The sequence below is a fragment of the Arthrobacter sp. UNC362MFTsu5.1 genome (assembly GCF_000685965.1).
Lineage (GTDB): Bacteria > Actinomycetota > Actinomycetes > Actinomycetales > Micrococcaceae > Arthrobacter.
Genome location: NZ_JMLE01000010.1, coordinates 1 through 20,890, shown reverse-complemented (window position 1 = coordinate 20,890; position 20,890 = coordinate 1). Strand labels below are relative to the sequence as shown.

Annotated in this window: 22 protein-coding genes; 13 read left to right on the top strand and 9 right to left on the bottom strand. The window is 68.2% G+C overall.

The window, feature by feature from the left end:
* Positions 1 to 15: 15 nt before the first annotated feature.
* Positions 16 to 1,248, bottom strand: a complete 1,233-nt coding sequence (locus BS38_RS0111180) for a pyridoxal phosphate-dependent aminotransferase (protein ID WP_028270879.1) — start codon at positions 1,246 to 1,248, stop codon at positions 16 to 18.
* A 155-nt stretch (positions 1,249 to 1,403) separates the two neighbouring features.
* Between BS38_RS0111180 and BS38_RS0111175 the strand changes: the two genes are divergently transcribed.
* Positions 1,404 to 3,131 carry a sensor histidine kinase gene (locus BS38_RS0111175; protein WP_043438412.1) on the top strand — a complete coding sequence of 576 codons (1,728 nt, stop codon included), beginning with the start codon at positions 1,404 to 1,406 and terminating at the stop codon, positions 3,129 to 3,131.
* Positions 3,132 to 3,138: 7 nt separating this feature from the next.
* Here the strand turns inward: BS38_RS0111175 and BS38_RS0111170 are convergent, their stop codons facing one another.
* Entirely contained in the window at positions 3,139 to 3,732 is a 594-nt protein-coding gene (locus BS38_RS0111170) for a DUF5655 domain-containing protein (RefSeq protein ID WP_231511212.1), read from the bottom strand.
* Positions 3,733 to 3,919: 187 nt separating this feature from the next.
* On the opposite strand from BS38_RS0111170, the gene BS38_RS0111165 reads away from it, so the two are divergent.
* From BS38_RS0111165 to BS38_RS0111155, 3 genes are all read left to right on the top strand, one after another.
* On the top strand, positions 3,920 to 4,576 hold the full coding sequence (locus BS38_RS0111165; protein ID WP_028270876.1) for a hypothetical protein: 657 nt from the start codon (positions 3,920 to 3,922) through the stop codon (positions 4,574 to 4,576).
* A 131-nt stretch (positions 4,577 to 4,707) separates the two neighbouring features.
* Positions 4,708 to 5,265 (top strand): RNA polymerase sigma factor, encoded by a 558-nt coding sequence (locus BS38_RS0111160; RefSeq protein ID WP_028270875.1) that lies wholly within the window; start codon positions 4,708 to 4,710, stop codon positions 5,263 to 5,265.
* Positions 5,258 to 6,052 (top strand): hypothetical protein, encoded by a 795-nt coding sequence (locus tag BS38_RS0111155; protein ID WP_028270874.1) that lies wholly within the window; start codon positions 5,258 to 5,260, stop codon positions 6,050 to 6,052. The genes BS38_RS0111160 and BS38_RS0111155 overlap by 8 nt, the downstream gene beginning before the upstream one ends.
* On the opposite strand, the gene BS38_RS0111150 is transcribed toward BS38_RS0111155, so the two are convergent.
* Positions 6,049 to 6,591, bottom strand: coding sequence for a COG4315 family predicted lipoprotein (locus tag BS38_RS0111150; RefSeq protein WP_028270873.1), 543 nt, complete (start codon positions 6,589 to 6,591; stop codon positions 6,049 to 6,051). The two genes, BS38_RS0111155 and BS38_RS0111150, sit on opposite strands and share 4 nt — an antisense overlap.
* Positions 6,592 to 6,858: 267 nt before the next feature.
* On the opposite strand from BS38_RS0111150, the gene BS38_RS0111145 reads away from it, so the two are divergent.
* From BS38_RS0111145 to BS38_RS0111135, 3 genes are read left to right on the top strand one after another with little or no spacing between them, the layout of a single operon-like run.
* Positions 6,859 to 7,359 carry a sigma-70 family RNA polymerase sigma factor gene (locus BS38_RS0111145; RefSeq protein WP_028270872.1) on the top strand — a complete coding sequence of 167 codons (501 nt, stop codon included), beginning with the start codon at positions 6,859 to 6,861 and terminating at the stop codon, positions 7,357 to 7,359.
* Positions 7,356 to 8,066 (top strand): anti-sigma factor family protein, encoded by a 711-nt coding sequence (locus BS38_RS0111140; RefSeq protein WP_028270871.1) that lies wholly within the window; start codon positions 7,356 to 7,358, stop codon positions 8,064 to 8,066. The genes BS38_RS0111145 and BS38_RS0111140 overlap by 4 nt, the downstream gene beginning before the upstream one ends.
* A 31-nt stretch (positions 8,067 to 8,097) precedes the next feature.
* Positions 8,098 to 9,270: a pyridoxal phosphate-dependent aminotransferase gene (locus BS38_RS0111135; RefSeq protein WP_051628856.1), complete on the top strand. Its 1,173-nt coding sequence runs from the start codon at positions 8,098 to 8,100 to the stop codon at positions 9,268 to 9,270.
* Here the strand turns inward: BS38_RS0111135 and BS38_RS0111130 are convergent.
* Both BS38_RS0111130 and BS38_RS0111125 read right to left on the bottom strand, forming a co-directional pair.
* Positions 9,267 to 9,746: an SRPBCC family protein gene (locus BS38_RS0111130; protein ID WP_028270869.1), complete on the bottom strand. Its 480-nt coding sequence runs from the start codon at positions 9,744 to 9,746 to the stop codon at positions 9,267 to 9,269. The genes BS38_RS0111135 and BS38_RS0111130 overlap by 4 nt on opposite strands.
* Before the next feature lie 31 nt (positions 9,747 to 9,777).
* Positions 9,778 to 10,584, bottom strand: a complete 807-nt coding sequence (locus tag BS38_RS0111125) for a DUF1206 domain-containing protein (RefSeq protein ID WP_231511224.1) — start codon at positions 10,582 to 10,584, stop codon at positions 9,778 to 9,780.
* 237 nt (positions 10,585 to 10,821) lie between these two features.
* On the opposite strand from BS38_RS0111125, the gene BS38_RS0111120 reads away from it, so the two are divergent.
* Together BS38_RS0111120 and BS38_RS0111115 are read left to right on the top strand one after the other, a co-directional pair.
* Positions 10,822 to 12,399, top strand: a complete 1,578-nt coding sequence (locus BS38_RS0111120) for a hypothetical protein (protein WP_028270867.1) — start codon at positions 10,822 to 10,824, stop codon at positions 12,397 to 12,399.
* A gap of 71 nt (positions 12,400 to 12,470) precedes the next feature.
* Positions 12,471 to 12,917, top strand: a complete 447-nt coding sequence (locus tag BS38_RS0111115; protein WP_028270866.1) for a hypothetical protein — start codon at positions 12,471 to 12,473, stop codon at positions 12,915 to 12,917.
* Positions 12,918 to 12,994: 77 nt separating this feature from the next.
* Here BS38_RS0111115 and BS38_RS24960 read toward each other — a convergent pair whose 3' ends face one another.
* Positions 12,995 to 13,402, bottom strand: a complete 408-nt coding sequence (locus BS38_RS24960; RefSeq protein WP_051628855.1) for a hypothetical protein — start codon at positions 13,400 to 13,402, stop codon at positions 12,995 to 12,997.
* A gap of 6 nt (positions 13,403 to 13,408) precedes the next feature.
* Positions 13,409 to 14,380 (bottom strand): tRNA (guanosine(46)-N7)-methyltransferase TrmB, encoded by a 972-nt coding sequence (gene trmB / locus BS38_RS0111105; protein ID WP_028270865.1) that lies wholly within the window; start codon positions 14,378 to 14,380, stop codon positions 13,409 to 13,411.
* 141 nt (positions 14,381 to 14,521) lie between these two features.
* Between trmB and BS38_RS0111100 the strand changes: the two genes are divergently transcribed.
* Positions 14,522 to 15,115 (top strand): class I SAM-dependent methyltransferase, encoded by a 594-nt coding sequence (locus BS38_RS0111100; protein WP_028270864.1) that lies wholly within the window; start codon positions 14,522 to 14,524, stop codon positions 15,113 to 15,115.
* 67 nt (positions 15,116 to 15,182) lie between these two features.
* The gene (locus tag BS38_RS0111095) at positions 15,183 to 16,544 is read left to right on the top strand and encodes an MFS transporter (protein ID WP_442853345.1); all 1,362 of its coding nucleotides are present in this window, start codon (positions 15,183 to 15,185) and stop codon (positions 16,542 to 16,544) included.
* A gap of 40 nt (positions 16,545 to 16,584) precedes the next feature.
* Here the strand turns inward: BS38_RS0111095 and BS38_RS0111090 are convergent, their stop codons facing one another.
* Positions 16,585 to 17,610 carry a LacI family DNA-binding transcriptional regulator gene (locus BS38_RS0111090; RefSeq protein ID WP_028270862.1) on the bottom strand — a complete coding sequence of 342 codons (1,026 nt, stop codon included), beginning with the start codon at positions 17,608 to 17,610 and terminating at the stop codon, positions 16,585 to 16,587.
* Positions 17,611 to 17,716: 106 nt separating this feature from the next.
* Here BS38_RS0111090 and BS38_RS24955 point away from each other — a divergent pair, with 106 nt between their 5' ends.
* Both BS38_RS24955 and BS38_RS0111080 read left to right on the top strand, forming a co-directional pair.
* Entirely contained in the window at positions 17,717 to 18,916 is a 1,200-nt protein-coding gene (locus BS38_RS24955; RefSeq protein ID WP_043438409.1) for a Gfo/Idh/MocA family protein, read from the top strand.
* Position 18,917: 1 nt separating this feature from the next.
* Complete coding sequence (locus BS38_RS0111080) at positions 18,918 to 19,913, top strand: Gfo/Idh/MocA family oxidoreductase (protein WP_028270861.1); 996 nt, start codon at positions 18,918 to 18,920, stop codon at positions 19,911 to 19,913.
* A gap of 5 nt (positions 19,914 to 19,918) precedes the next feature.
* On the opposite strand, the gene BS38_RS0111075 is transcribed toward BS38_RS0111080, so the two are convergent.
* Positions 19,919 to 20,890, bottom strand: a 972-nt coding sequence (locus tag BS38_RS0111075; protein ID WP_028270860.1) for an ABC transporter substrate-binding protein, incomplete at its 5' end; no start/stop codon positions are given.

Sequence of the window (20,890 nt, the reverse complement as noted above, 5' to 3'; positions counted from 1 at the left end):
CGGTCCGGTCCTGGCTTAGGCCTCGTCCTCCACGCCGATCCGGTAGGAGGCGAGGAAGGCCGCGATGCGGCGCACTGCTTCCTCGATGTCCTCGACTGAGGGAAGGATGACGAAGCGGAAGTGGTCCGGCCTGGGCCAGTTGAACGCCGTGCCGTGCGAAACCAGGATTTTCTGTTCACGCAGGAGGTCCAGGACGAACTGTTCGTCGCTCTTGAACGGGTAGAGCTCCGGGTCCAGGCGGGGAAACAGGTACATGGCGGCGGCCGCCGGTACACACGTGACGCCGGGAATCGCGGTGAGCAGCTGGTGGGCGCGGTCCCGCTGCTCGCGCAGCCGGCCCCCGGGCCGGACCAGGGCCTCGATGCTCTGGTAGCCGCCAAGGCAGGTCTGGATGGCATGCTGGGCGGGGACGTTGGGGCACAGGCGCAGGGAAGCCAGCAGCTCCAGGCCTTCGCGGTACGCCTGGGTTGCCGCGAGCGGGCCCGTGACGGCCACCCATCCTGCGCGGTAGCCGGGCATCCGGTAGGCCTTGGAGAGGCCGCTGAACGTCAGGACGCAGATGTCCTCCGCCACGGAGGCGGTGTGGATGTGCTGGGCCTTTTCGTACAGGATCTTCTCGTAGATTTCGTCCGAGAACAGCACCAGGTGGTGCTTGCGTGCCAGCGCCGCAAACTGCTCCAGGATGTGCCGCGGATAGACGGCGCCCGTGGGGTTGTTCGGGTTGATGATCACGATTGCCCTGGTGCGCTTGGTGATCTTCGATTCGACGTCGGCCATGTCCGGCCACCAGTGCTCGTCCTCGTCGCACAGGTAGTGGACGGGCTTGCCGCCGGTCAGGGTGACGGCGGCTGTCCACAGCGGGTAATCCGGGGCCGGGATGAGGACCTCGTCGCCGTCTTCCATGAACGCCTGGAGGCACATGGAAATAAGTTCGCTCACGCCGTTGCCGATGAAGATGTCCTCGACGCCGATCTGCATCAGGCCGCGGGTCTGGTAGTACTGCGAGATCGCCGTGCGCGCGGAGAAGATCCCTTTGGAATCGCTGTAGCCCTGCGCCCCGCGCAGGTGGTGGATCATGTCCACCACTACGGACTCGGGGGTTTCCAGTCCGAACGGTGCCGTGTCGCCAAGATTCATCTTGAGGATCCGGTGCCCTTCGGCTTCCATCTCCTTGGCCGCCTGGAGGATGGGCCCGCGGAGTTCGTAGCGGACGTTCTGGAGTTTGCTGGAGTGCTGCATGGGACGCATGCTTGATCTTTTCACAGCCCGCGGCTTAGGGCACAGGCTCCGAACCGTGCGGGGCAACGCCGCAACCCCGATCCCCCGTCCGGGCGGTCTACACTGTGGTCAGCGCCCTTGAAGCAGCCCGGGGGGATTCTTTTCTGTGCCGGGGGGACAGACGGATGGTACGTATCCAAGCAAGCGGCCCGATCGACATGAACGAGCGTGCGGCAGGGCCAGGCAATGACAGGCCGCCGGCGGAGGCCGCACGGCCGGCCTGGGACGCGCTACTGGCCGACTGGATCGACCGGTTCTTCGGCCGGCTCGGGGTCCGGGGCCGCGTGGTGATGGGCCAGTTGCCGCTGTCCGTTACCTTGTTCCTGGTTGTGGTTGCTGCTGCGATCTTCAGCCCGGAAGCGCTGGCGGACGACACCTTCAGGATCGCCGTGCTGGCACATGCCGCGTTGCTCGGACTCTGCCTTGCCGTTCCCTGGGGGAAGCTGCACCCTGAAGCGTTCACGCTGATACCGGTCCTTGACTGCGTGGCCATCGGATTCACGCGGCAAGCAGGCGGCCCCAGCTTCAATGTCCTGAGCCTGCTGCTGGTTTTCCCGGTGGTATGGCTGTCCGTCAGCCGGCACCGGCACCGCGTTGTCCTGGCGATTCTCGCCACTGTGCTTAGCACGGTCGTCCCTGCCGTCGCCTTGGGAGCGGACCCGTTGCAGGGGTCAATGATCCGGACAATCTTCCTGCCGCTGGTAATGGCCGCGATCGCGGTGACGGCCCACGTGGTGGCGGGTGCGCTGTACCGGCAACGCGGGACGCTGGTCCGGAAGGACCGTGACCTGGCAGCAACCCTCGCCGAGAGCGTCCGGCGCCAGCGGCTGCTTGATGCCGTGCTTTCAACTGTTGACGTGGGCGTTTGGGTGGTGGACGCAAGCGGTCAGGATGTGCTGACCAACAGGGCGATGCGGACCGATCCTTCGCTGGCCCGCCTGACGCCAGCCACAGGATCTCCCGAGCTTTTTTATGGCGACAGGACCACTCCGGTGCCGCCGGACGGTTTCCCTGCAGTGCGGGCATCCCGCGGTGAGACGTTCACCAATGAGCTGTACTGGGCCGGCGAAGATACCGGGCAGCGGGCCTATTCCGTCAGCGGCCGCGCCATCCGGTCCCTGGACGGGACCAACACGGGAGCTGTTGTCACCTTCGCCGAGGTGACCGCGCTGATCAATGCCCTCGCTGCCAAGGACAACTTCGTCGCCACGGTATCGCATGAGCTCCGCACACCGCTGACGTCAATACTCGGGTACATGGAACTCGTCATTGACGAACCGGGCCACGAAGACATCCAGGCTGAGCTGCGGATCGTGGAGCGGAACGCCGTCCACCTCCTGGGCCTCGTGAATGACCTGATCGCCGTCGCGTCTGAAAACGTGGAGCTCGTCCTGCAGGAGACGGACATGGCAGGGCTCCTGGGCGCCGCCGTGGCCGCCCACCACGCGAAGGCTGCCCTCTGCGGAGCGGCCCTGGTGCTGGACACGGAAGAACCGCTGACTGCCCGGGTGGACCCGGTCAGGATCCGGCAGGTGGTGGGCAACCTGATATCGAACGCGGTGAAGTACTCGCCGGACGGCGGACGCATTACCGTGCGGGCCCGCAGGAACGGCAAGGAACTGGTCTGCTCCATCACTGACACGGGCACAGGCATGACGAAGGAGGATCAGGAACAGGCCTTTGCCAAGTTTTTCCGATCCGCCAGGTCCCGCGATACCGCCATTCCGGGCGCAGGCCTTGGCCTTCCGATCAGCAAGACCATTATCGAAGGACACGGCGGCTCCATCAGCCTCACCAGCGCCCCGGGGGAGGGCACCACAGTGTCCTTCGTCCTTCCCGCCGCCGACGCCTGATACCTGCTCAGCTGTTCTGGTGGAGCGCTTCCGCGAGGAAGCCCAGGACGGCGTCGTCCACGTCCTCAACGGACGCCAGCCTCACCTTGCGGCCGAAGGAATCACCATCGCGCACTTTGACGGCGCTGAGCAGGCCCTCCGCCGGAGCGTCCAGCCGGAGCGTGATGTCCACGCTCGTGTTGTTGGCCCGTGTGACCTGGGCGAACTTCCGCCGCGGCGAGTGGAGTGACACGTAGCCTTTCCTCAGCTGGATCTCCACGCCCTCCGTTTCAGCTGCCCAGGCCAGGAGAGCGTCCGCGATCGGCCGCAGCCCGGGGTGGCCGGCGTACTGGGCGTCGATCAGTTCGTCGGCGTCGCGCAGCATGAACTCGGGGTAGCCGAACATCTCCCAGGACACGGCATACTGCGCGTAACCGGTGATGCCGTGCTTGTCCCGCATCCAGTCGCGGAGTTCCGCATCATTCCGCAGCCCGGCCTCATGGCCCCGGGCAGCCCACCAGCCGGCATCGCGGCCGGACTTGCGCAGGAGCAGCGCACGGTTGCTGTCCACCATGGTCTGCCAGGTCTTCGCAGCATTTTTCAGATCGGTCGGCTCGCCCATGTCCTGATCCTAACGCCGGACCCGATTCGGCCGGCGGACGGGCGGTTTCAAAAGAATTTTCGGGACCGCGTAACTTTTCCGGAGCCCGGGGCGATGTAAGGGGAGTGCGGACCGAGTCCGCACCGCTTGAGTGGCCGGATCAACCTGGCCGTTACTGACACTGTTGTATATGTTTTCGGAGGGTTTCATGTCCTTGTTCACTGTTTTTGCCTCTAGCAAGATTGCCGCGAGCGCATTGGCGGCCGGCACGCTGGCGGTCGGTGGCACCGGCGCAGCCGCATTTGCCGGAGCCCTTCCTGCTGACGTCCAGCAGAGCGCCCACGAACTGCTCGGCGCCCCCGCTCCGCACGTAGGCGGCGTTTCCGAGACTGCCACGTCCGACGCCAGCGCCGACGCTGCAGCTTCCGCTTCGGCTACGCCGTCCGCTTCCGCTGATGCCGCCGGCTCCGTTGAGGGCGAGAACGCCAGCGGCGAAGCATCCGCAAGCGCCGTCGGCCCTGACGCCACCGGCCCGGCCGCATTCGGCCTGTGCACCGCCTTCGCCAGGGGCGGCCTGAACGCCTCCTCCACCGGCTTCAAGTCGCTGGCCATCGCCGCTGAAGGCGAAGCCAACATCGACGGCTACTGCGCTGGAGTCACGGCCGCGGCCAACGCAACGGCCAAGGCTGACAGCAACAAGGCCGAAGTTTCCGGCAACGGCGGCGCTGCTGTGGACGTTGAAGCTCCGAAGGTGCCGGAAGCACCGGAACTGCCCACCCAGGCAGCTGTTCCGGCCGCCCCGGAGATCCCCGCCGAAGTCCCCACCCAGCTCCCGGAGCTGCCCACCTCGGCTGGCCGTCCGTAACGCAGTTACCTATGGTGGATCGCGGGACTCCTTCCGTTGGCAGGAGTCCCGCGGTGCAACAGGGGCCGGTCCGCAGCCTTCCGAACCCGGAAGATATGTGACCGTGCCCCGCAGGATGGAGGAGCCTCAGGGTGCTCGACACTTTGGCAGATGAATACGTGCACACGGACGGGGCCGACCCCGCCGTGCTGTTCACCCTTGTCTACCGAAAGTTCTCCGGCGCCGTCCTGGGGTACCTGAGGGCGCGCGGCGTGGATGACCCGGAAGCGGTCACCCAGGACGTGTTCCTTGCCTTCTATCCGAAGCTTGACGGCCTGCGCGGCGGGCTCCAGGGCGCCAAGTCACTCATCTTCTCCATCGCCCACGCACGGATGGTGGACCACTACCGCCGCAATGAGCGCACCCCGACGCTCAGCCCCTACGAATCCGAGCTTGACGCGCGCAGCACGGCGTCGGCCGAAGAACTGGCGCTGGCAAAGGCGAATGGCGGCGGGGCAGGAGCCCTGCTTGAAGGGCTCAGCCCGGACCACCAGGAAGTCCTCGCCCTCCGGGTGGTCGCGGACCTGTCCGTGGAACAAGCCGCCGAGATCATGGGCAGGACCCCGGGAGCAGTCAAACAGTTGCATCGCAGGGCGCTCAGCGCCCTCAGGGAACGCGCCTCAACAGGAAGCCAGGCAGATCATGAGTGACACCTCCTCATCCCGGAACCAGCAGATCATTGACGACCTGCTGGCCGACGCCGGCATGGACGATGCCGCAGACCTCCGCCCGGTACTGCTGGAACTTCGTGCCCTGGCGGCGGACAGCCCCCGGCCGTCCGCCGCAGTGGCCGCACTCATGGCGCCGGCCGCCGCACCGGCTACTGTCCCCGTCGCCACGCTCGCCCTGGCGCCGGCTGTCCACGAAACCGCAACCCCGGAACCCGCGGTTGACGAACCGGTCATCGACGAACTCGCTGCCCGGCGGCGGCGCAAACACCGCCTGCCGCTCACGGCCCTCACCGTTGCCGCGGCCCTCGCCGCCGGCGGTGCCGCCGCTGCAGCATCCGATGAGAACTTCCGCCACGCCCTGGGAAACGTCGGCCACGCGGTGACGCTGGTGGTGGGAACCATGACCTCTGGAAGCGGGGGAAAAACGGGCGGCCAGCCTGCCACGGATCCCGCCGGAACGGTGCCGGGTTCGCCCGCGTCCACACCCGCCTCGCCGGCCCCTTCTCCTGCCGAAAGCAGTTCCGTGCCCGGCGTACAGCCCGGTAAGGGGACGCCGGCCGAGCCGGCCTCCCCTTCGCCAAGCCAGACGCACGCACCGGAACTCAACCTGCCCAAGCCCGATCCCCGGGACTTGGGCTCACTCCCGGGGTCAGGCCAGCTGCCTTCCGGGAAGCCGCTGCCGACGTCCCCGGTGAGTCCCGACCCGTCCGGGCTGGTGCCCACGCCCCCGGTGGACCTGCCGATTCCCGGCCACAGCGGCGGTTAGTACCCTCCGGCGGCCGCCTGCACCATCCCGCCCGCCGGGTCCACGAGATACCAGACGTTGCCGACGCCCTGGCCGGTGATGTCACCGGCGGCTTTGTCCTTGACGTAGTAGTACACCGGCAGGCCGTTAATGGTCACCTGCTTCTTCCCCTCCGGTGTGGAGATGGTTCCGACGGTGCCCGTCACGCCCTCAACAGCGGGTGCGGCCGATTCCGTGAGGACCGGCGGCCACGCGGCAATGCACGCGCCCGTGCACGCGCTGGTGCCGGAGTCCTTCACATCCTTGGTGAAGAAGTAGACGCTCATGCCTTTCGCGTCCACCACGATCTGGCCAGCGGCCGATGACGCCGTCTTCAGTTCAGCCGCGCCCGCCGGGACCGGAGACGACGAGGTTCCCACAGGGGCGGAGCTTTCCGCGGGGACGGAGGCCGACGTCGTACCCGCCGCAGTGGTGGGCGTTGTTCCGGTGCCGCCGCCACAGCCGGTGAGAGCCGCGGCCAGCGCAACCACGGACAGGCCGATGCCCCATTGCTTTTTCATGTCCTGCTCCTTGGATTCGGGCCGGCCAAGCGGCCAGGCGCTATCCGGTACGACGTCCAACGACGCAGAATGGTTCAAACGGCTGCCCGGTGAACCGCCGGCGCCTGCGAACCCTTTGGGACGGTGCCATTTGGCCGGTGAACCGTTTGGGTCCGGGTGGCGTCGTAACGGGGGAACGGCGGGCGTCCTGCCCGGCGGCAGCACACGAAGCAGCACGAGGCAGCACACACAATGCAGGGGACCATCAGCACGGCAGGAGGGGCGGGGATGCCGCTCGATGAGGACGTGGTAGCGGCGATCTACCGGGAGCACGGCCCGGCGCTGCGGCGCTTCGTGCTGAGCGCCTCCCGGGATCCGCAGCTCGCCGACGACGTGGTCCAGGAGACCGTGCTCCGTGTCTGGCAGCAGGCTCCGGAGATCACCGGGAGCCTGCGGAGCTACCTTTTCCGGACCGCCCGGAACATCATGATCGACAACTACCGCAAGGCCCAGCGCCGTCCCATCGAAGCGACGGAGCGGGACGTGGCGGACCCGGCGGAAGCCACCGAACGGGTTGATGAGCTGCTCAACCGCGTGCTGATGGAGGAAGCCCTGCTGCGGCTGAGCACCGAACACCGGGACGTCCTGGTGGCACTGCACTACCGCCGCTGCACTGTCGCGGAAACAGCCGCGGAGCTGAACATCCCGGCCGGGACGGTGAAGTCCCGCGCCTTCTACGCGGTGCGGGCGCTGCGGACCATCCTTGACGAAATGGGGGTGCAGCGGTGAGCAGTGCGGAAATGCACCACCTGCTGGGGGCCTACCTGCTGGGCGGCCTGGAGCCGGCCGACGTGTCGCGGTTCGAGCAGCACCTGGCCGGGTGCGCGGACTGCCGCCGCGAGCTCGACGAACTCGCCAGCCTGCCGGCACTGCTGGACGCCCTTCCCGTTGCCGACGCCGTCGCCCTGACCGGGCCCGCCTCCGCGGCGCCGGCAACACCGGAGGCCACTGCGTTGGGGGCAGTGGCTTCCGCGGCGGAGCCCGCTGCCTTGCTGGACGAACTGGCGGCCCGTCGGAGGAAATCACGACGGCGGTGGGCGGCGTTCGTCGGCGCGGTGGCCGCCGCGTGCCTGGCACTGGGAGTGCTGGCCGCGCCGCTATTCAACCAGCCGCCCCGGCCGGACGCCAGCTACTCCGTGGAGGCCCCCGGCGGACTCCAGGTCCAGCTTGCCCTCATGAAGAAGGCCTGGGGGACCGAGGTGTCGTTTTCCGGCACCAGCCTGCCCACCCAGGGCACCCTGTCCCTGTGGGTCAAGGGCCAGGACGGCACCGAGGACCGGGCCTGCAGCTGGTCCGCGACGCCCGGGGGCCGCTCCAGGATCACCGGGGCCACACCCACCCAGATCAGCCGGATCAGCAGCGTGGAACTGCGCACCGAGGGGCAGCAGACCGTGGCCGTCATTTCCATGGTGGACGGCTCGTCCGGGGCCCATTGACGCACCCTGCGCCCGGTGGGAGGCTGGGCACATGGTCCGCGGCAGGACCGGGCGGTTTGCCCGGATTCAGCCCTTCGGCATCGATAAGGTGGCAGCCGCCGTCGGTGGTGATCCTGACGTGCTCCGCATGGAGAACCTGGACACGGACATCGCGCCGCCGCCGTCGGCCGTCATGGCCACCCGGGAAGCAGTGGGAAACAAAGCCGCCAACAGCTGGCTCCCCTTCACCGGCACGCTGGCCCTCCGCCAGGCCGTGGCCCACCGGCTCCGGCAGCAGACCGGGCTCGCCTACGATCCGCGCTCCGAGGTGGTGATTACCGGCGGCGCGCTCGCGGGGATGCTGAGCGTGCTCCTGGCAACGGTGGACCACGGCGACGAAGTGATCGTCACGGATCCCACCTATGCGGGCATGGTCAACAGGGTCCGGCTGGCAGGGGCGGTGCCGGTGTTCGTCCCGCTGATGGTTTCCGGCGGGCGCTGGCGCCTCGACCCGGCACGGCTGGCCGCTGCGGTGTCCGCCCGAACCCGTGCCATCCTGCTGATGAGCCCGGCAATGCCCACCGGGCACGTGCTCAACGACGCCGAATGGGGCGCCGTGCGGGACGCCTGCCTGCACGCGGACTGCTGGCTGATCTATGACGCAGCCATGGACAGGATCCTGTTCGACGGCCTGCCGTACCGGCATCCGGCCTCATTTCCGGAGCTGGCCCCGCACACCATCACGCTGGGCGGCGTTTCCAAAAACTACCGCATGATCGGCTGGCGCGTGGGCTGGGTGGCCGGCCCCGTGGAAGTGATGGGAGACGTGGCACTCGCCGCGATCTACAACACCGCCGTGGCCAGCGGCTTCAACCAGGCCGGTGTCCTCGCGGCACTGACCAACAGCGATGACGGGATCGCCGGTGCGGTGCGCGAATGGCAGTCGCGCCGGGACCTGGTGCTCGAGGAGCTGGCCGGGCTGCCGGTTGTGGTGCCTGAAGGCGGCTGGTCGCTGCTGCTGGACGCGGAGGCGCTGGGCATGCGGGCGCCGGAACTGTCCCGGCGGCTCCTGGCCACGGGCCGGATAGCGGCCACTCCCATGACGGCGTGGGGCCAGGATGTGGCGCCGCGGTACGTGCGGCTGGTTTATGCCACCGAACCCCTGAGCCGGCTGCGGGGCATCGGAGAGCGCGTCCGGGCGGCCCTCGAGGGCGGGCGGCCTTAGGGCTGCAGGGCGCGGAACTCCTGCACGAGCTGCGGATCCTCGCACGCCCGTGCGAAGGCTTCGATGCGTTTTTCGATTTCGCGGCCCAGCAGCCAGCTGCCGATCCTCTCCGCCACGGGCCGCAGCCACGCCGGCCGGCACGAAAAGGTGTACTTCCACACCGCCCGGGTGCCGCCGTCGGCCGCGGTGAAACGCCACCCGCCGCCAAAGTTGCCGAAGAACCACGGGCCGGACACCATGGTCATTCCCACATTCCGGGGAGGTGCGTAGGAGACGTATTCGCTCACCATCACCAGTCCCATCTTCGAGACTGTGCGGGTGCGGACGCCCTTGCCCGCGGCCCGGGCGCCGTCCAGCCACGCCTGCGCCGAGATGAAGGGATCCCACTTCAGCCGGAACTCGCCGGTGGTCTGGGAGAACGCAAACGCGGTCTCCGGATCGAGGCGGATGAAGCGTTCGGCGCGTACCTGGGGCATGCGTCCACCCTAGCCGGGCGAACGCAGGCGGCTACATCTTGGCCAGTTTGGCCCGCACCACCTGGAAGACGCCGTAGCAGATCAGGCCGATTCCGACGGCGGCCAGCAGGTACAGTCCGAACGGCTGGTCCCGCAGGGCCTTCAGCCCGCCGTCGAGCCCGGTGGATTCCTCCGGATGTGACTGGACGGTGGCGATGACGATCAGCAGGCCCACCAGCAGCAGCGCGAAACCCTTTGCGATGTAGCCCACCACGCCGAGGACGGTGACGGCGGTGCGCATGGTGCCGGGCGGAGGCATCCGGAGGTGCTTTTCGAACGACTTACGGATGCCCCGGATACCGTAGACAACTCCCGTGATGGCAACCCCGGCGCCGATGGCGATCAGCAGTGCAACGCCGCCGGGGGCCTTCATCAGTGCGATGGTGAAGTCGCTCGTGGACTGGCTGTTGTCCTTCCCGGTGCCGATCGCGAACGAGGCAAGCGTGACGGCGAACGCGGCAAACACCACGGCCTGGCCTGCTGCTTTGAGCTTCCGCAGAACCTTGTCCCGCTTCGGCAGGTGGCTGTAGTCGAAAATCGCGTCGCTGGTCTGCCAGATGGCCAGGGCCACGCAGGCGGCGAAGCTGCTCCACAGCAGTATGGGGCCGGCCGGCTGGCTGGCCAGTTCCTGCACGGCGCCGCTGACGTCCGCCTTGCCCTGCCCGCCCATGGCCAGGCGGATCGCAATGGAGCCCACCAGGAAGTGCAGGATGCCGCTGACAGCGAATCCGGCACGGGCCATAAGCTCCAGCGGCCGCGAATTGGTGACTTCCTCGGCCGTGTCAGCGGCCTCTCTCAGTTCTTTTTTGATGTCCGGATCCTCGTGCAGTTCTTGTCGCCGCGGGGATGTCCCGCCGTGCGTGTTAGAGCCCCATCGTGCCACGGGAACCGGCTTCCGAACAGATCCCTGCCCCGGCACGGACTGCTGCGGGCGGGAGGCATGGGGAGTGATGCCCATGGCACCGCACAGTGCGACATGGCACGATATGGACCAGCCGCCACCGTCGCAGCTGCATCACTCTTCCGGGGAGACACCATGACCTTTTACGGTGCTGACGTCAGTCAGCTTCGCGCCTTGGCCAAGGCAGCAGATAAGGCCGCTTCATTGCTCAGCAGCCGGGCATCCTCGCTGCAGAGCCAGATCCTCGCGGCACCCTGGAAAGGCAGCGACGGCGAGCGTTTCCGGCAGGAGTGGACCGGAAGCCACCGCCCCAGCATCGAGCGGGTGGTGGCAAGCCTCCGGCAGAACTCGAAGATCCTGCTCCAGAACGCCGCCGAGCAGGAACGGTCCTCGGCGGCCGGCTCCGGCAGCACGAGTGCCGGGCCGGGCGGGCCGTCCGGCCTGTTCGAGCAGATGAAAAACTGGGTGCAGGAAAAGCTCGAGGCTGCGCGTGCGGCCGCCGAACACCGGGCGGAGCTCCAGGGCCAGCTGGCCACGATGGCAGGGGCCACCCCGGAGGAACAGGCCAGGTGGTGGGACGGGCTCTCGGCCGCGGACAAGAAGTACCTGATCGAGGGCGAGGGCCCGGACGGTCCGTTGGCCGAAGAGCTCATGGCCATGGACGGCGGGATTCCGGAGTCGGCCCAGGACCTGGCCCGGGAGCACCTGCTGGAGCTGGCCAAGGAAGACATCCCGGTCTACACGGAGACAGGGAAGGCCTCCATTGAGGCGCGCGTGCTGTGGGTCCACGGCGGCGCAGAGGTGGGCACGGAGGTGGTGGAAAACGCGGACGGCTCTGCCACCGTGAAGGTCTACGGCAACATGGGCCTCGGCGTGAACGACGCCTCCGGGTCGGCCGGTGCCACACTCACCGGCGAAGTGGCCCGCGAGTACACCTTCGACAGCATCGAAGAGGCCTTGGCGGCCCGGAACCAGATGTATGCGGATCTCCCGCCGGACAGCGTGGGCGACATTAAGGACGTGGCCGGCAACCCGCCGGACTACATCCTGGACACCTTGAACGAGGCCGCCTCGGACAACGGTTCCAACGGGCACGAGGACAAGGCCAAGGGGTCGCTGAGCTTTGAGGCCGGGGCTGAATCCGCCGATGCCGCCGGCTCCGCGAAGCTGGAACTGGCCTACGAAAAGAACCTCAGCGACGGGACGTCCAAGGGCAGCGTGGAAGTGTCCGCCGAGGGCAACCTGGACCTGGACGGGCGGACGTTTGAAGCCTCCGGCAAGGGCGGCCTGGAGCTGAACATGGACAGGGACAACAACCTCAGTTCGGTGTCCCTGTCCCTGGAAGGTACCGTGACGCAGGGCGTCAAGGAGGGCATGGATGTAAAGGCGGGGAACGTCGAATCCAGCGTGACAGCCGGCACGCAGGGCACCGTCAAGATCGACATCGACTACACACCGGAAAACAGCGCCGTGATCGACAGCTACATGAAGAACGTGGCACTCGGGAACGACGCGGCAGCCGCCCGGGATGCGGCCAGGCTCTACGAGGCGGGATCCGCCACCATCCAGGTGAACAGCGTGGTCACGGCGTCCAACGAGGCAGGGTTCGATGTCAAGGCCGGCGAGGTCAAGGTCAGCACGGAAAACCAGGTCAGCACGAACGTCAGCACCTACCAGAAGGTCCCCAACGACACCCGGCTGTCCCGGCTGTAATGCCGCCGCGTGCCCTGCACACACAGCCCTGCACACACACTGACTTTTCGCTGAAGGAGCAACCACCAGCCATGACAGTTCACATCGAATCCCCGCTCGGTTTCACGGCGGACTTCCCCGAGCACACCCTGGTCCTGGACGATTCCACTGCCGGCCCCAACACGGAGCAGTACGGGCTGCTGGGGGACGTCCTGGTCACCGTTATCAAGGACGACACCTCCGTTGAAGGTCCGGCCGAGGCCAACGGCTGGGCCCACCTGATGTCGGCCCACTATCTTGACGAGCGCGGCGGCAGCCTGCTGACCGAGGGCGAACTGAACCTTCCCGGCAAAGCCGCCTACGCCGTCGTTGTCGGTTATGACGACGCCCGGGGAGACGCGAAAGCGGCCGCCACGGTGGGCGTCTGGGAAAAAGACAGGTTCATCGGCGTTGTGGTGATCTGGCCGTATGTGGACCCGCAGCTCGAGCCGCGGATCGGCCTGCTCAAAGACGTGGTCGGCGCCATCAGGGTCAGCTGACGCCGCGCCGGGCACGGACGCCGCGCCGGGCACGGGTGCCGCGTTGAGCGCCAAGCCGCCTTGCCCGAAGCCCGGGCCTAGCCGAGGAGGGGCCAGGGCCCGGCCAGGCCGGTCCAGGTCCACATGCCGCCCGCCAGGTTGAAGGCCGTAAAAGCGAGGCCAAGCAGGCCGGTGATCCTGGCGGCGTTCATCCGGCGCGACCTTTTGATGGCTACGATTCCGGTAATCACCGAGGTCAGGACCAGCCCCGCCATCAGGCCCACCAGGACCATCAGCAGGATCCAGTAGCCGCTGGTGTCCGGCAGCGGGACGTTTGCCATGAGTGGCTCGGCCGCCGCCATGATGAACGTTGACAGGCCGACCATTGCCGCGACCGGTGCCAGCACGGCGCAGACCAGGCTGGTGATGCCGGCCGCCAGCCCGCGTGAATCAGCGGACCGGAGCGGCGGGGCAGGTTGAGCCGCGGAGGGCTGGACGGAGGCCATGGTGCATCATAACCGCCGGTAGCACAGATCGAAGATGAGGCGGCCGGCTTCATGGGCCTTGTTTTCGAAGCTCGTCCGGATCCGGCCTTCGAACCGGGGTGCCCAGCCGCCGGTCTCGTCCACGCCCTCGTTGGGGCCGGTGTGTTCGGTGCTTACCGGGGCGCGCCCCTCCTTGACCGGAGCGCCGCCCACCAGGGACTCGACCCCGGACTGCCACACCTGGGTAAGGGGGCTTTCGGGACCCCTGCGTTCGCCGTCGTGCAGATTGACGAAACGGTCGGAGCCGGTCATCACGTCGCGGACATGGACGGCGTAGTTGGACCAGTCCGTGGCCACCCGGAACAGGCCGCCTGGCTGGAGGGCGGTGGCAACGAGCTCGGCGAACTCGGGCTGGATCAGGCGGCGCTTGTGATGGCGCGACTTGTGCCAGGGGTCCGGGAAGAAGACCCAGACCTCGCTGACCGATCCTGCCGGCAGCATTGTGGCGAGGACCTCCGGCGCGTTGGCTTCCACCACGCGGACGTTCTTGAGCCCGCGGCTGTTGATCTTGATCATGGTGTTGGCGAGCCCGGGGGTGTACACCTCCACGGCCAGGAAATCCCAGTCCGGGTTCTCTTCCGCCGCGTGGCAGACAGCGTCGCCAAGGCCCGAGCCGATCTCCACGATCAGGGGCGCCTTGCGGCCGAACTCCGCCTCGGCGTCGAACACGTAGTCCGGGTGCACGGAGGTGTTGGCGATGTGCCGCGGGACGTCGACCGCCCAGCGGTCCGAGTGCTCCTCCCAGGCCACCTGCCGGCGGCCCTGCAAACGGGTTCCGCGGCGCACAAAGCTGACGGGCCGGCCGCCGTAGGTGCCGAACGAAGCCTGCGTGCCGGGGGTTACCGGGCGGGGGGCCTGCGGCTGCCCTGGGGCTGATTCAGCGGCTGTGTCCGGCGACTGGGCAGCGGAAGGCTCAGGGGTTTCTGGGGATTCACTCATCCCTTCCAGAATAGTTGAGTTTTGGCCCGGCAAACGCGGGGCGGGAGCGCTCCAAGCCTCGACAAGCGGACAAAAACTCCCCTGGCACTGGGGTGCCGCCTTGCCTTTCGAGCCCGCGCCGGACATGCCAGACTGTCCCGCATGACTGATGCCGTGCGCAGCTATTGGGACAACCAGGCGGAGACGTTCGACGACGAGGCGGACCACGGTCTGGCCGACCCCGCCGTCCGCGGAGCATGGGAGGCGCTGCTTTTGCCGCTGATTCCGGAACCCGGCAGTGAGGTGGCGGACCTTGGCTGCGGGACCGGCAGTCTTTCGCTGCTGCTGGCCGGTGCCGGGCACCGCGTGCGGGGCGTGGACCTGTCAGGGAACATGGTGGACCTCGCCCGGGCGAAGGCTGCGGGCGCGGGAGTGCCCGCAGAGTTCGTGGTGGGCGACGCGTCTGCGCCGGCCCTGGCGCCGGACTCCTTCGATGCGGTGCTTGCCCGCCATGTGCTGTGGGCGCTGCCGGATCCGGACGCGGCACTGGCCCGCTGGGCCGGGCTGCTTCGCGGTTCGGGCACCATGATCCTCGTGGAAGGGCTGTGGGGGACCGGTGCCGGAATATCCGCCGAACGCTGCCTGGAGCTGGTCCGCCGTCACCGGAGGAACGCCGCCGTGACCATGCTGGGGGACCCGGCATTGTGGGGCAAGGAGATCACCGACGAGCGGTACTTGATCGTCAGCACGCCCTAGCGGCGGCGGTTGCATGCCGCCGCGGGGATTCATAGCTATGTGGATAACTCCTGCGAGAATGGGGCGCGTGACCGAAGCCACGAACCGAGCCAAGAACGCTGCCGCGAGCGAGCCATCGAGCAAACCATCGCGCAATTCCGCGGGCAATGCCGCGCAGACCAAAGCCCCGGGCCGCTTCAGGAGCGACACCTCCGGCACGCTGGTGGACGCCGAGATTGATGAGCTTCCCGCAGCCGAGCCCACCCGCGTCAGCAGCCGCCGCGGGCTGGTGTACCTCGGAGTATGCCTGGTGCTGATCGGGCTGAACCTGCGGACGGTGTTCTCCAGTTTCGCCGCGGTACTCCCGGAAATACGCTCCGACGCCGGCCTGCCGGGCTGGGCGGTGGTGGTCCTTACCACCGTGCCGGTGACACTGCTGGGGGTATTCGCCCCGCTGGCGCCCGTCCTCGCCCGGCGTTTCGGTGCCGAGCGGGTACTGCTGGGAGCCATGGCTGTGCTCACTGCCGGGCTGCTGCTGCGTCCGTTCGAGCTGCCGGGCGCCGGCCACCTGCCCGCCCTCCTTGCCGGGACAGCTGCCTGCGGGGCGGCGATCGCCCTGTGCAACGTGCTGCTGCCGGGACTGGTGAAACGGGACTTCCCGCACAGGCTCGGGCTGATGGGCGGCCTCTACACCACGGCCATCTGCGCCTCGGCCGCCCTGGGCGCCGGATTCACGTACCCGGTATTCGCCGCGTCGGGGGAGTGGACGGCGGCGCTGTGGTTCTGGGCGCTGCCCGCCGCCGTCGTCCTTGTGCTGTTCCTGCCGTTGGCCGTCCGGCAGCGGCACCCGCGGCACCAGGCCGTGGCCGACGGCGTGAACGTGTGGCGCTCGGCGGTGGCCTGGCAGGTCACCATTTTTATGGTGCTGCAGGCCATGATGTCCTTCAGCGTGTTCGCCTGGCTGGCCCCCATCCTGCGGGAACGCGGAGTGGACGGCGGCACGGCCGGGTTGATCGTCTCCGCCTCCATCGTCCTGCAGATGCTCGGTTCACTCTTCGCGCCGGCGCTGGCCGCAAGGTTCGGCGACCAGCGGGCCATCAACACGGTGGTGGCGCTCATGACCGGCGGCGGGTTCGCGCTGAGCATCTTCGGGCCGCTGGACTTCATCTGGGTGTGGACCGGCCTGCTGGGACTCGGCCAGGGCAGCCTGACCGCCGTGGCCCTGACCATGATCATGCTGCGGACCCGGGACGGTCACACGGCGGCCCACCTGTCCGGCATGATGCAGGGAGTGGGCTACGGCCTCGGCTCCACGGGCACCCTGATGGTGGGCCAGCTGCACCAGGGCACCGGCTCCTTCGCGGCCGCCGGCGTGCTGTTCCTCGTCGTCGGTACGCTGGCCGCAGTGTTCGGCTACCGGGCCGGGCGGGACCGCTACATCGGCGGTTGAGGTTCGACGGCGGGTGGCCCCGTTGGGCCGTCCGCTGCAGTCAGGCCGGCGCGTGCCCGGTGGACCCGCGCACCACGAGCTGGGTGGGTACCAGATGCAGCCGCTTTGGCAGCTCCGGGTGGTCCCTGCGCTCCAGGATGAACTTGCCGGCCTGCAGGCCCACGGCGATGTTGCCGTTGTCCACCGACGTCAGCGAGAGGTGCCGGATCTTGGCCAGGTAGGTGTTGTCGTAGCCCACCAGCGAGAGGTCGTCCGGGACGCTGAGCCCCCGGTCATCGGCGGCGGACAACGCTCCGATGCAGGCGATGTCATTGAATGCGAAGATCGCCGTGGGCCGTTCCTTGCGGGCCAGCAGCCGCTGGGTGGCGTCGTAGCCGCTTTCCTCGCTCATGCCGCCGGCCACCACCAGCGGCTCAAGCCCCGCGGCGCGCATGGATGATTCGTAGCCTTCGCGCCGCAGTTCGGCGATCCGGCCCGGCCCCTGCAGGTGCGCGATGCGGCGGTGGCCCAGGGAGATGAGGTGTCCGGTCGCCTGGCGCGCGCCGGCTTCGTCGTCGTTGACCACGACGTCGGTCCGGTCCAGCTCGGGTTCCCGTGTGCCGGCGAGGACTACCGGAACGGTCCTGGCAGCCGCCTCCAGCGCGGCGGATTCCGTGGTGGTGCCGACAACGACGATGCCGTCGATGCGCTGCTCGAGCAGGGTTTCCACCGAGTGCCGGCCCACCCGGTGGTCCGTGTAGGAATCGACAAGGACGGGCGAGACTCCCGCCGCATGAAGCGAGGCGCTCAGCCCTTCCAGCAGTTCCACGAACCACGGATTGCGCAGGTCATTGAGGAGCACGCCGATGGTGCCGCTGCGCGGGCTCGAGAGGCCGCGGGCAAGCTGGTTGGGCCGGTAGTCGAGTTCGGCCATGGCATCCTGCACGGCCTGGCGGCGGCCGGGGCTCACGCTGGCGGATCCGCCGAGCACCAAAGACACCAGGGACTTGGAGACCCCGGCCCGCTCGGCGACGTCCCGAATGGTGGGCCTGCGCGGCTGGTCGCCGGATGCGGGCGAACTGTCCATGCTGCGTCTCCTCTCGGTCCCACCTCAGCATAAGGGGTTGACTAACGGCTTGTTCCTCCTCCATTATGGACCGGTCCAATACTTGTCCAAAATCGAAGGAAACGTCATGAGTGAACCGCGTACACGCCGGCTGGTCGCAGGAATGGTGGGAGGCGGAGCCGGGGCGGACATCGGCAAGACCCATCGGTATGCGATGCGGCTGGATGACCAGTTCGAGCTGACATCGGGCGTTTTCGGCAGGGACCGCGAAGTGTCCCTCGCCCTGGCCGCGGAGCTGGGCATTGCCGGGGACCGCTCGTACCGGGACTATACGGAAATGGCAGCCGCCGAGGCAGCGCGGCCGGACGGCGCCGACGTCGTGGTCGTGGCGACGCCCAACGACAGCCACTTCGACATCGCCCGCGCCTTCCTCGAAGCCGGGATCTCCGTGGTGTGCGAGAAGCCGCTGACCCGGGACTCGGGCACCGCAGCCGAGCTGGTGCGGCTTGCCGCCGAAAACAATTGCGTCCTGGCGGTCCCGCACTGCTATTCCGCGTACGCGATGGTGCGTCACGCGGCGCGGATGGTCCGCGACGGCGGCCTGGGCCGGGTGACCTTCGTCGACGTCGAACACGCCTCCGGCTGGGCGGCCACGCCGCTCGAGGAACAGGGCCACAAACAGGCGCGCTGGCGGACCAATCCGGATATTGCCGGATTCCCCAGCGTGGTGGGTGACCTCGGAACCCACGCGTACCACCTGCTGCGCTATATCACCGGACTGGACGCGGACCGCGTGTCCGGCCGGCTGAGCACCCTGGTGCCCGGCCGCCGCGTCTTCGACCACGCCACAGTGGAACTTGAACTGGCCGGGGGAGTGCCGGCCAGGCTCTGGGCCAGCATGGCCGCCACCGGCCACAACCACGGCCTGCGCATCAGGGTGTATGGCGACAAAGGCAGCCTCGAATGGCAGCACGAGGACCCGCACCACCTCACCGTCCAGGACCTGGACGGCGCCACCACGGTCCTCACCCACGGCCTCGGCACGCTGTCCGAAGACGCCACCCGGCTCACCCGCGTTGGCCTGGGCCACCCCGAGGGGTTCCTCGAGGCGTTCGCCAACTTCTACCGCGACCTGGCGGACATCCTGCGCGCCCGCCGCGACGGCACGCCGCCGCCGTCACGGGAACTGACTATCCCCACCGGCATCGACGGGCTCCTGGGTGTCCAATTCGTCGAAGCCGTGGCGGCATCGCACCACCGGGACTCCGCCTGGGTCTCGCCCGGCGCCGGCCGTCCTGCGGCGTCGTTCCAGGAAGCAGGAATCTGACATGCAACGCTTCGCCCTTCTCGGAGCCGGTTTCATCGGCTCCGTCCATGCCGCCAACCTTGCCGCGCACCGGGGCATCGACTTTTCCCGGATCTACGACATCGACCACGACCGGGCCAAAGCCCTGGCCGAAGTCCACGGCACCCAAGCCGTCAGCGACCTGGACGAGGTGTTCGACCCCCGGGAGGTGGACGCCGTGTTCATCGCTTCCTCCACGGACACCCACGCGGAGCACCTGGCCCGCGCGGCCGACGCCGGCCTGGCCGTCCTGTGCGAGAAACCGATCGACCTGGACCTGCGCCGGGCCCGCGAAACCGCTGCCCACGCGGCCGGCCGCGGCGTCCCGGTGATGGTGGACTTCAACCGCCGTTTTGACCGCGACTACGTGGAACTCAAGCGGATCATCGACGCCGGGGAGGTGGGCGCCGTCGAACTTCTCCAGCTCTCCAGCCGCGGGCCGGCCGTTCCGCCGTTGTCCTACATCGCCGCATCCGGGGGCCAGATGCGGGACCAGACCGTGCACTTCTTTGACCTGGTCCGCTGGCTGACGGGGCTGGATCCCGTGGAGGTGTCCGCCGTCGGGTCCGCTTTGGCGGAACCGCGCCTTGCCGACTACGACGACGTCGACACCTCCGCCGTGACGCTCCGCCTCCCCACCGGGGCGCTGGTGCAGATCGACAGCATCCGGCGCACCAGCTACGGCTACGACGAACGCATCGAGGTGTTCGGCTCCGAGGGGATGGCCGAGACGCAGCGCCGGCGCACGGGTGCGGTGTCCCGGTACCGGGCGGGGCAGGTCATCGACGACGGCCTGCATCCGGGCTGGTTCGAGCTCGTGAAGCCCACCTACGCCGCGGCACTCGCACACTTCGTTTCCGCGCTGGAGGACGGCACGGCACCCACGCCCTCGCTGGAGGACGGGCTCAAGGCGCAGGCCATTGCCGAGGCGGCCACCCGTTCCCTGCACAGCGGACGGACCGAAAGAATCGAGCACTAAGGCGGCTACTCCTTGCCGAGTCCGGCGGCGCTGACCTTGCTGCCGCCGGTTTCGGCGGTGACGCTGTTCAGTGCCGTGAGATCCAAGATGCCGCTGATGTCGGCTTCCTTGGTGGTGCCGGCCTTCACACCGTCCTCGAGCAGCTTCTTGTAGGCTCCGGCGAGCGGATCCACGGTGAAGACGATGTTCTTCAGCGACCGCTCGATGACGTCTGCCTTCAGTTCAGCGCCGGAGGCTTCCTTCAGCGCGGCGTTGATGACGGAGGACTTCTCGTCCGCGGCGGCGGAGTTGAGCCATGCCACGGATTCGGCGTGGCCCTTGAGCAGGGCTTTGACGGTGTCGGGGTGGTCGGTGGCGAACTTCTTGCTCACGATCAGGATGGTGGTGGGGAACTCGCCCGGCTTCCCGGTCAGGGACCCGTCCCACAGGTCCTTCTCGTCCACCAGCACCTTGGCGCCGGCCTGCAGCACCAGCCGGGACGCCCAGGGCTCGGGCAGCCACGCGCCGTCGAGCTTGCCGTCCTGGAACAGCTTCAGGGTCTGGGCGTTCTCGGTGGGGTTGATGGCCACGTCGCCGCTGCCGTCGGTGTTGGTTTTGTAGCCCTGCGCGGCCAGCCAGGCCCGCAGCGCCACGTCCTGGGTTCCGCCCAGCTGCGGCGTGGACAGGGTCTTGCCCTTCAAATCCGCCGCGGCGGCGATCTCCGGTTTCACCACCAGCTGCGCGCCGCCCGCCGCGGCCCCGGCGATGATGCTCACGGACTCGCCCTTGCTCTTCACGAACGAGTTGATCGCCGGGTTCGGGCCGATGTAGGTGGCATCGATCGCACCGGCGTTGAGGGCTTCGATCGCGGCCGGGCCGGCGTTGAACACCTGCGTGCTGAGCTTGGTCTCGCCCAGGCTCCTGGCAAGGAAACCCTGCTTGACGCCCACCAGCGCGGGGGCGTGGGTGACGTTGCCGAAATAGCCCAGCTTCAGTTC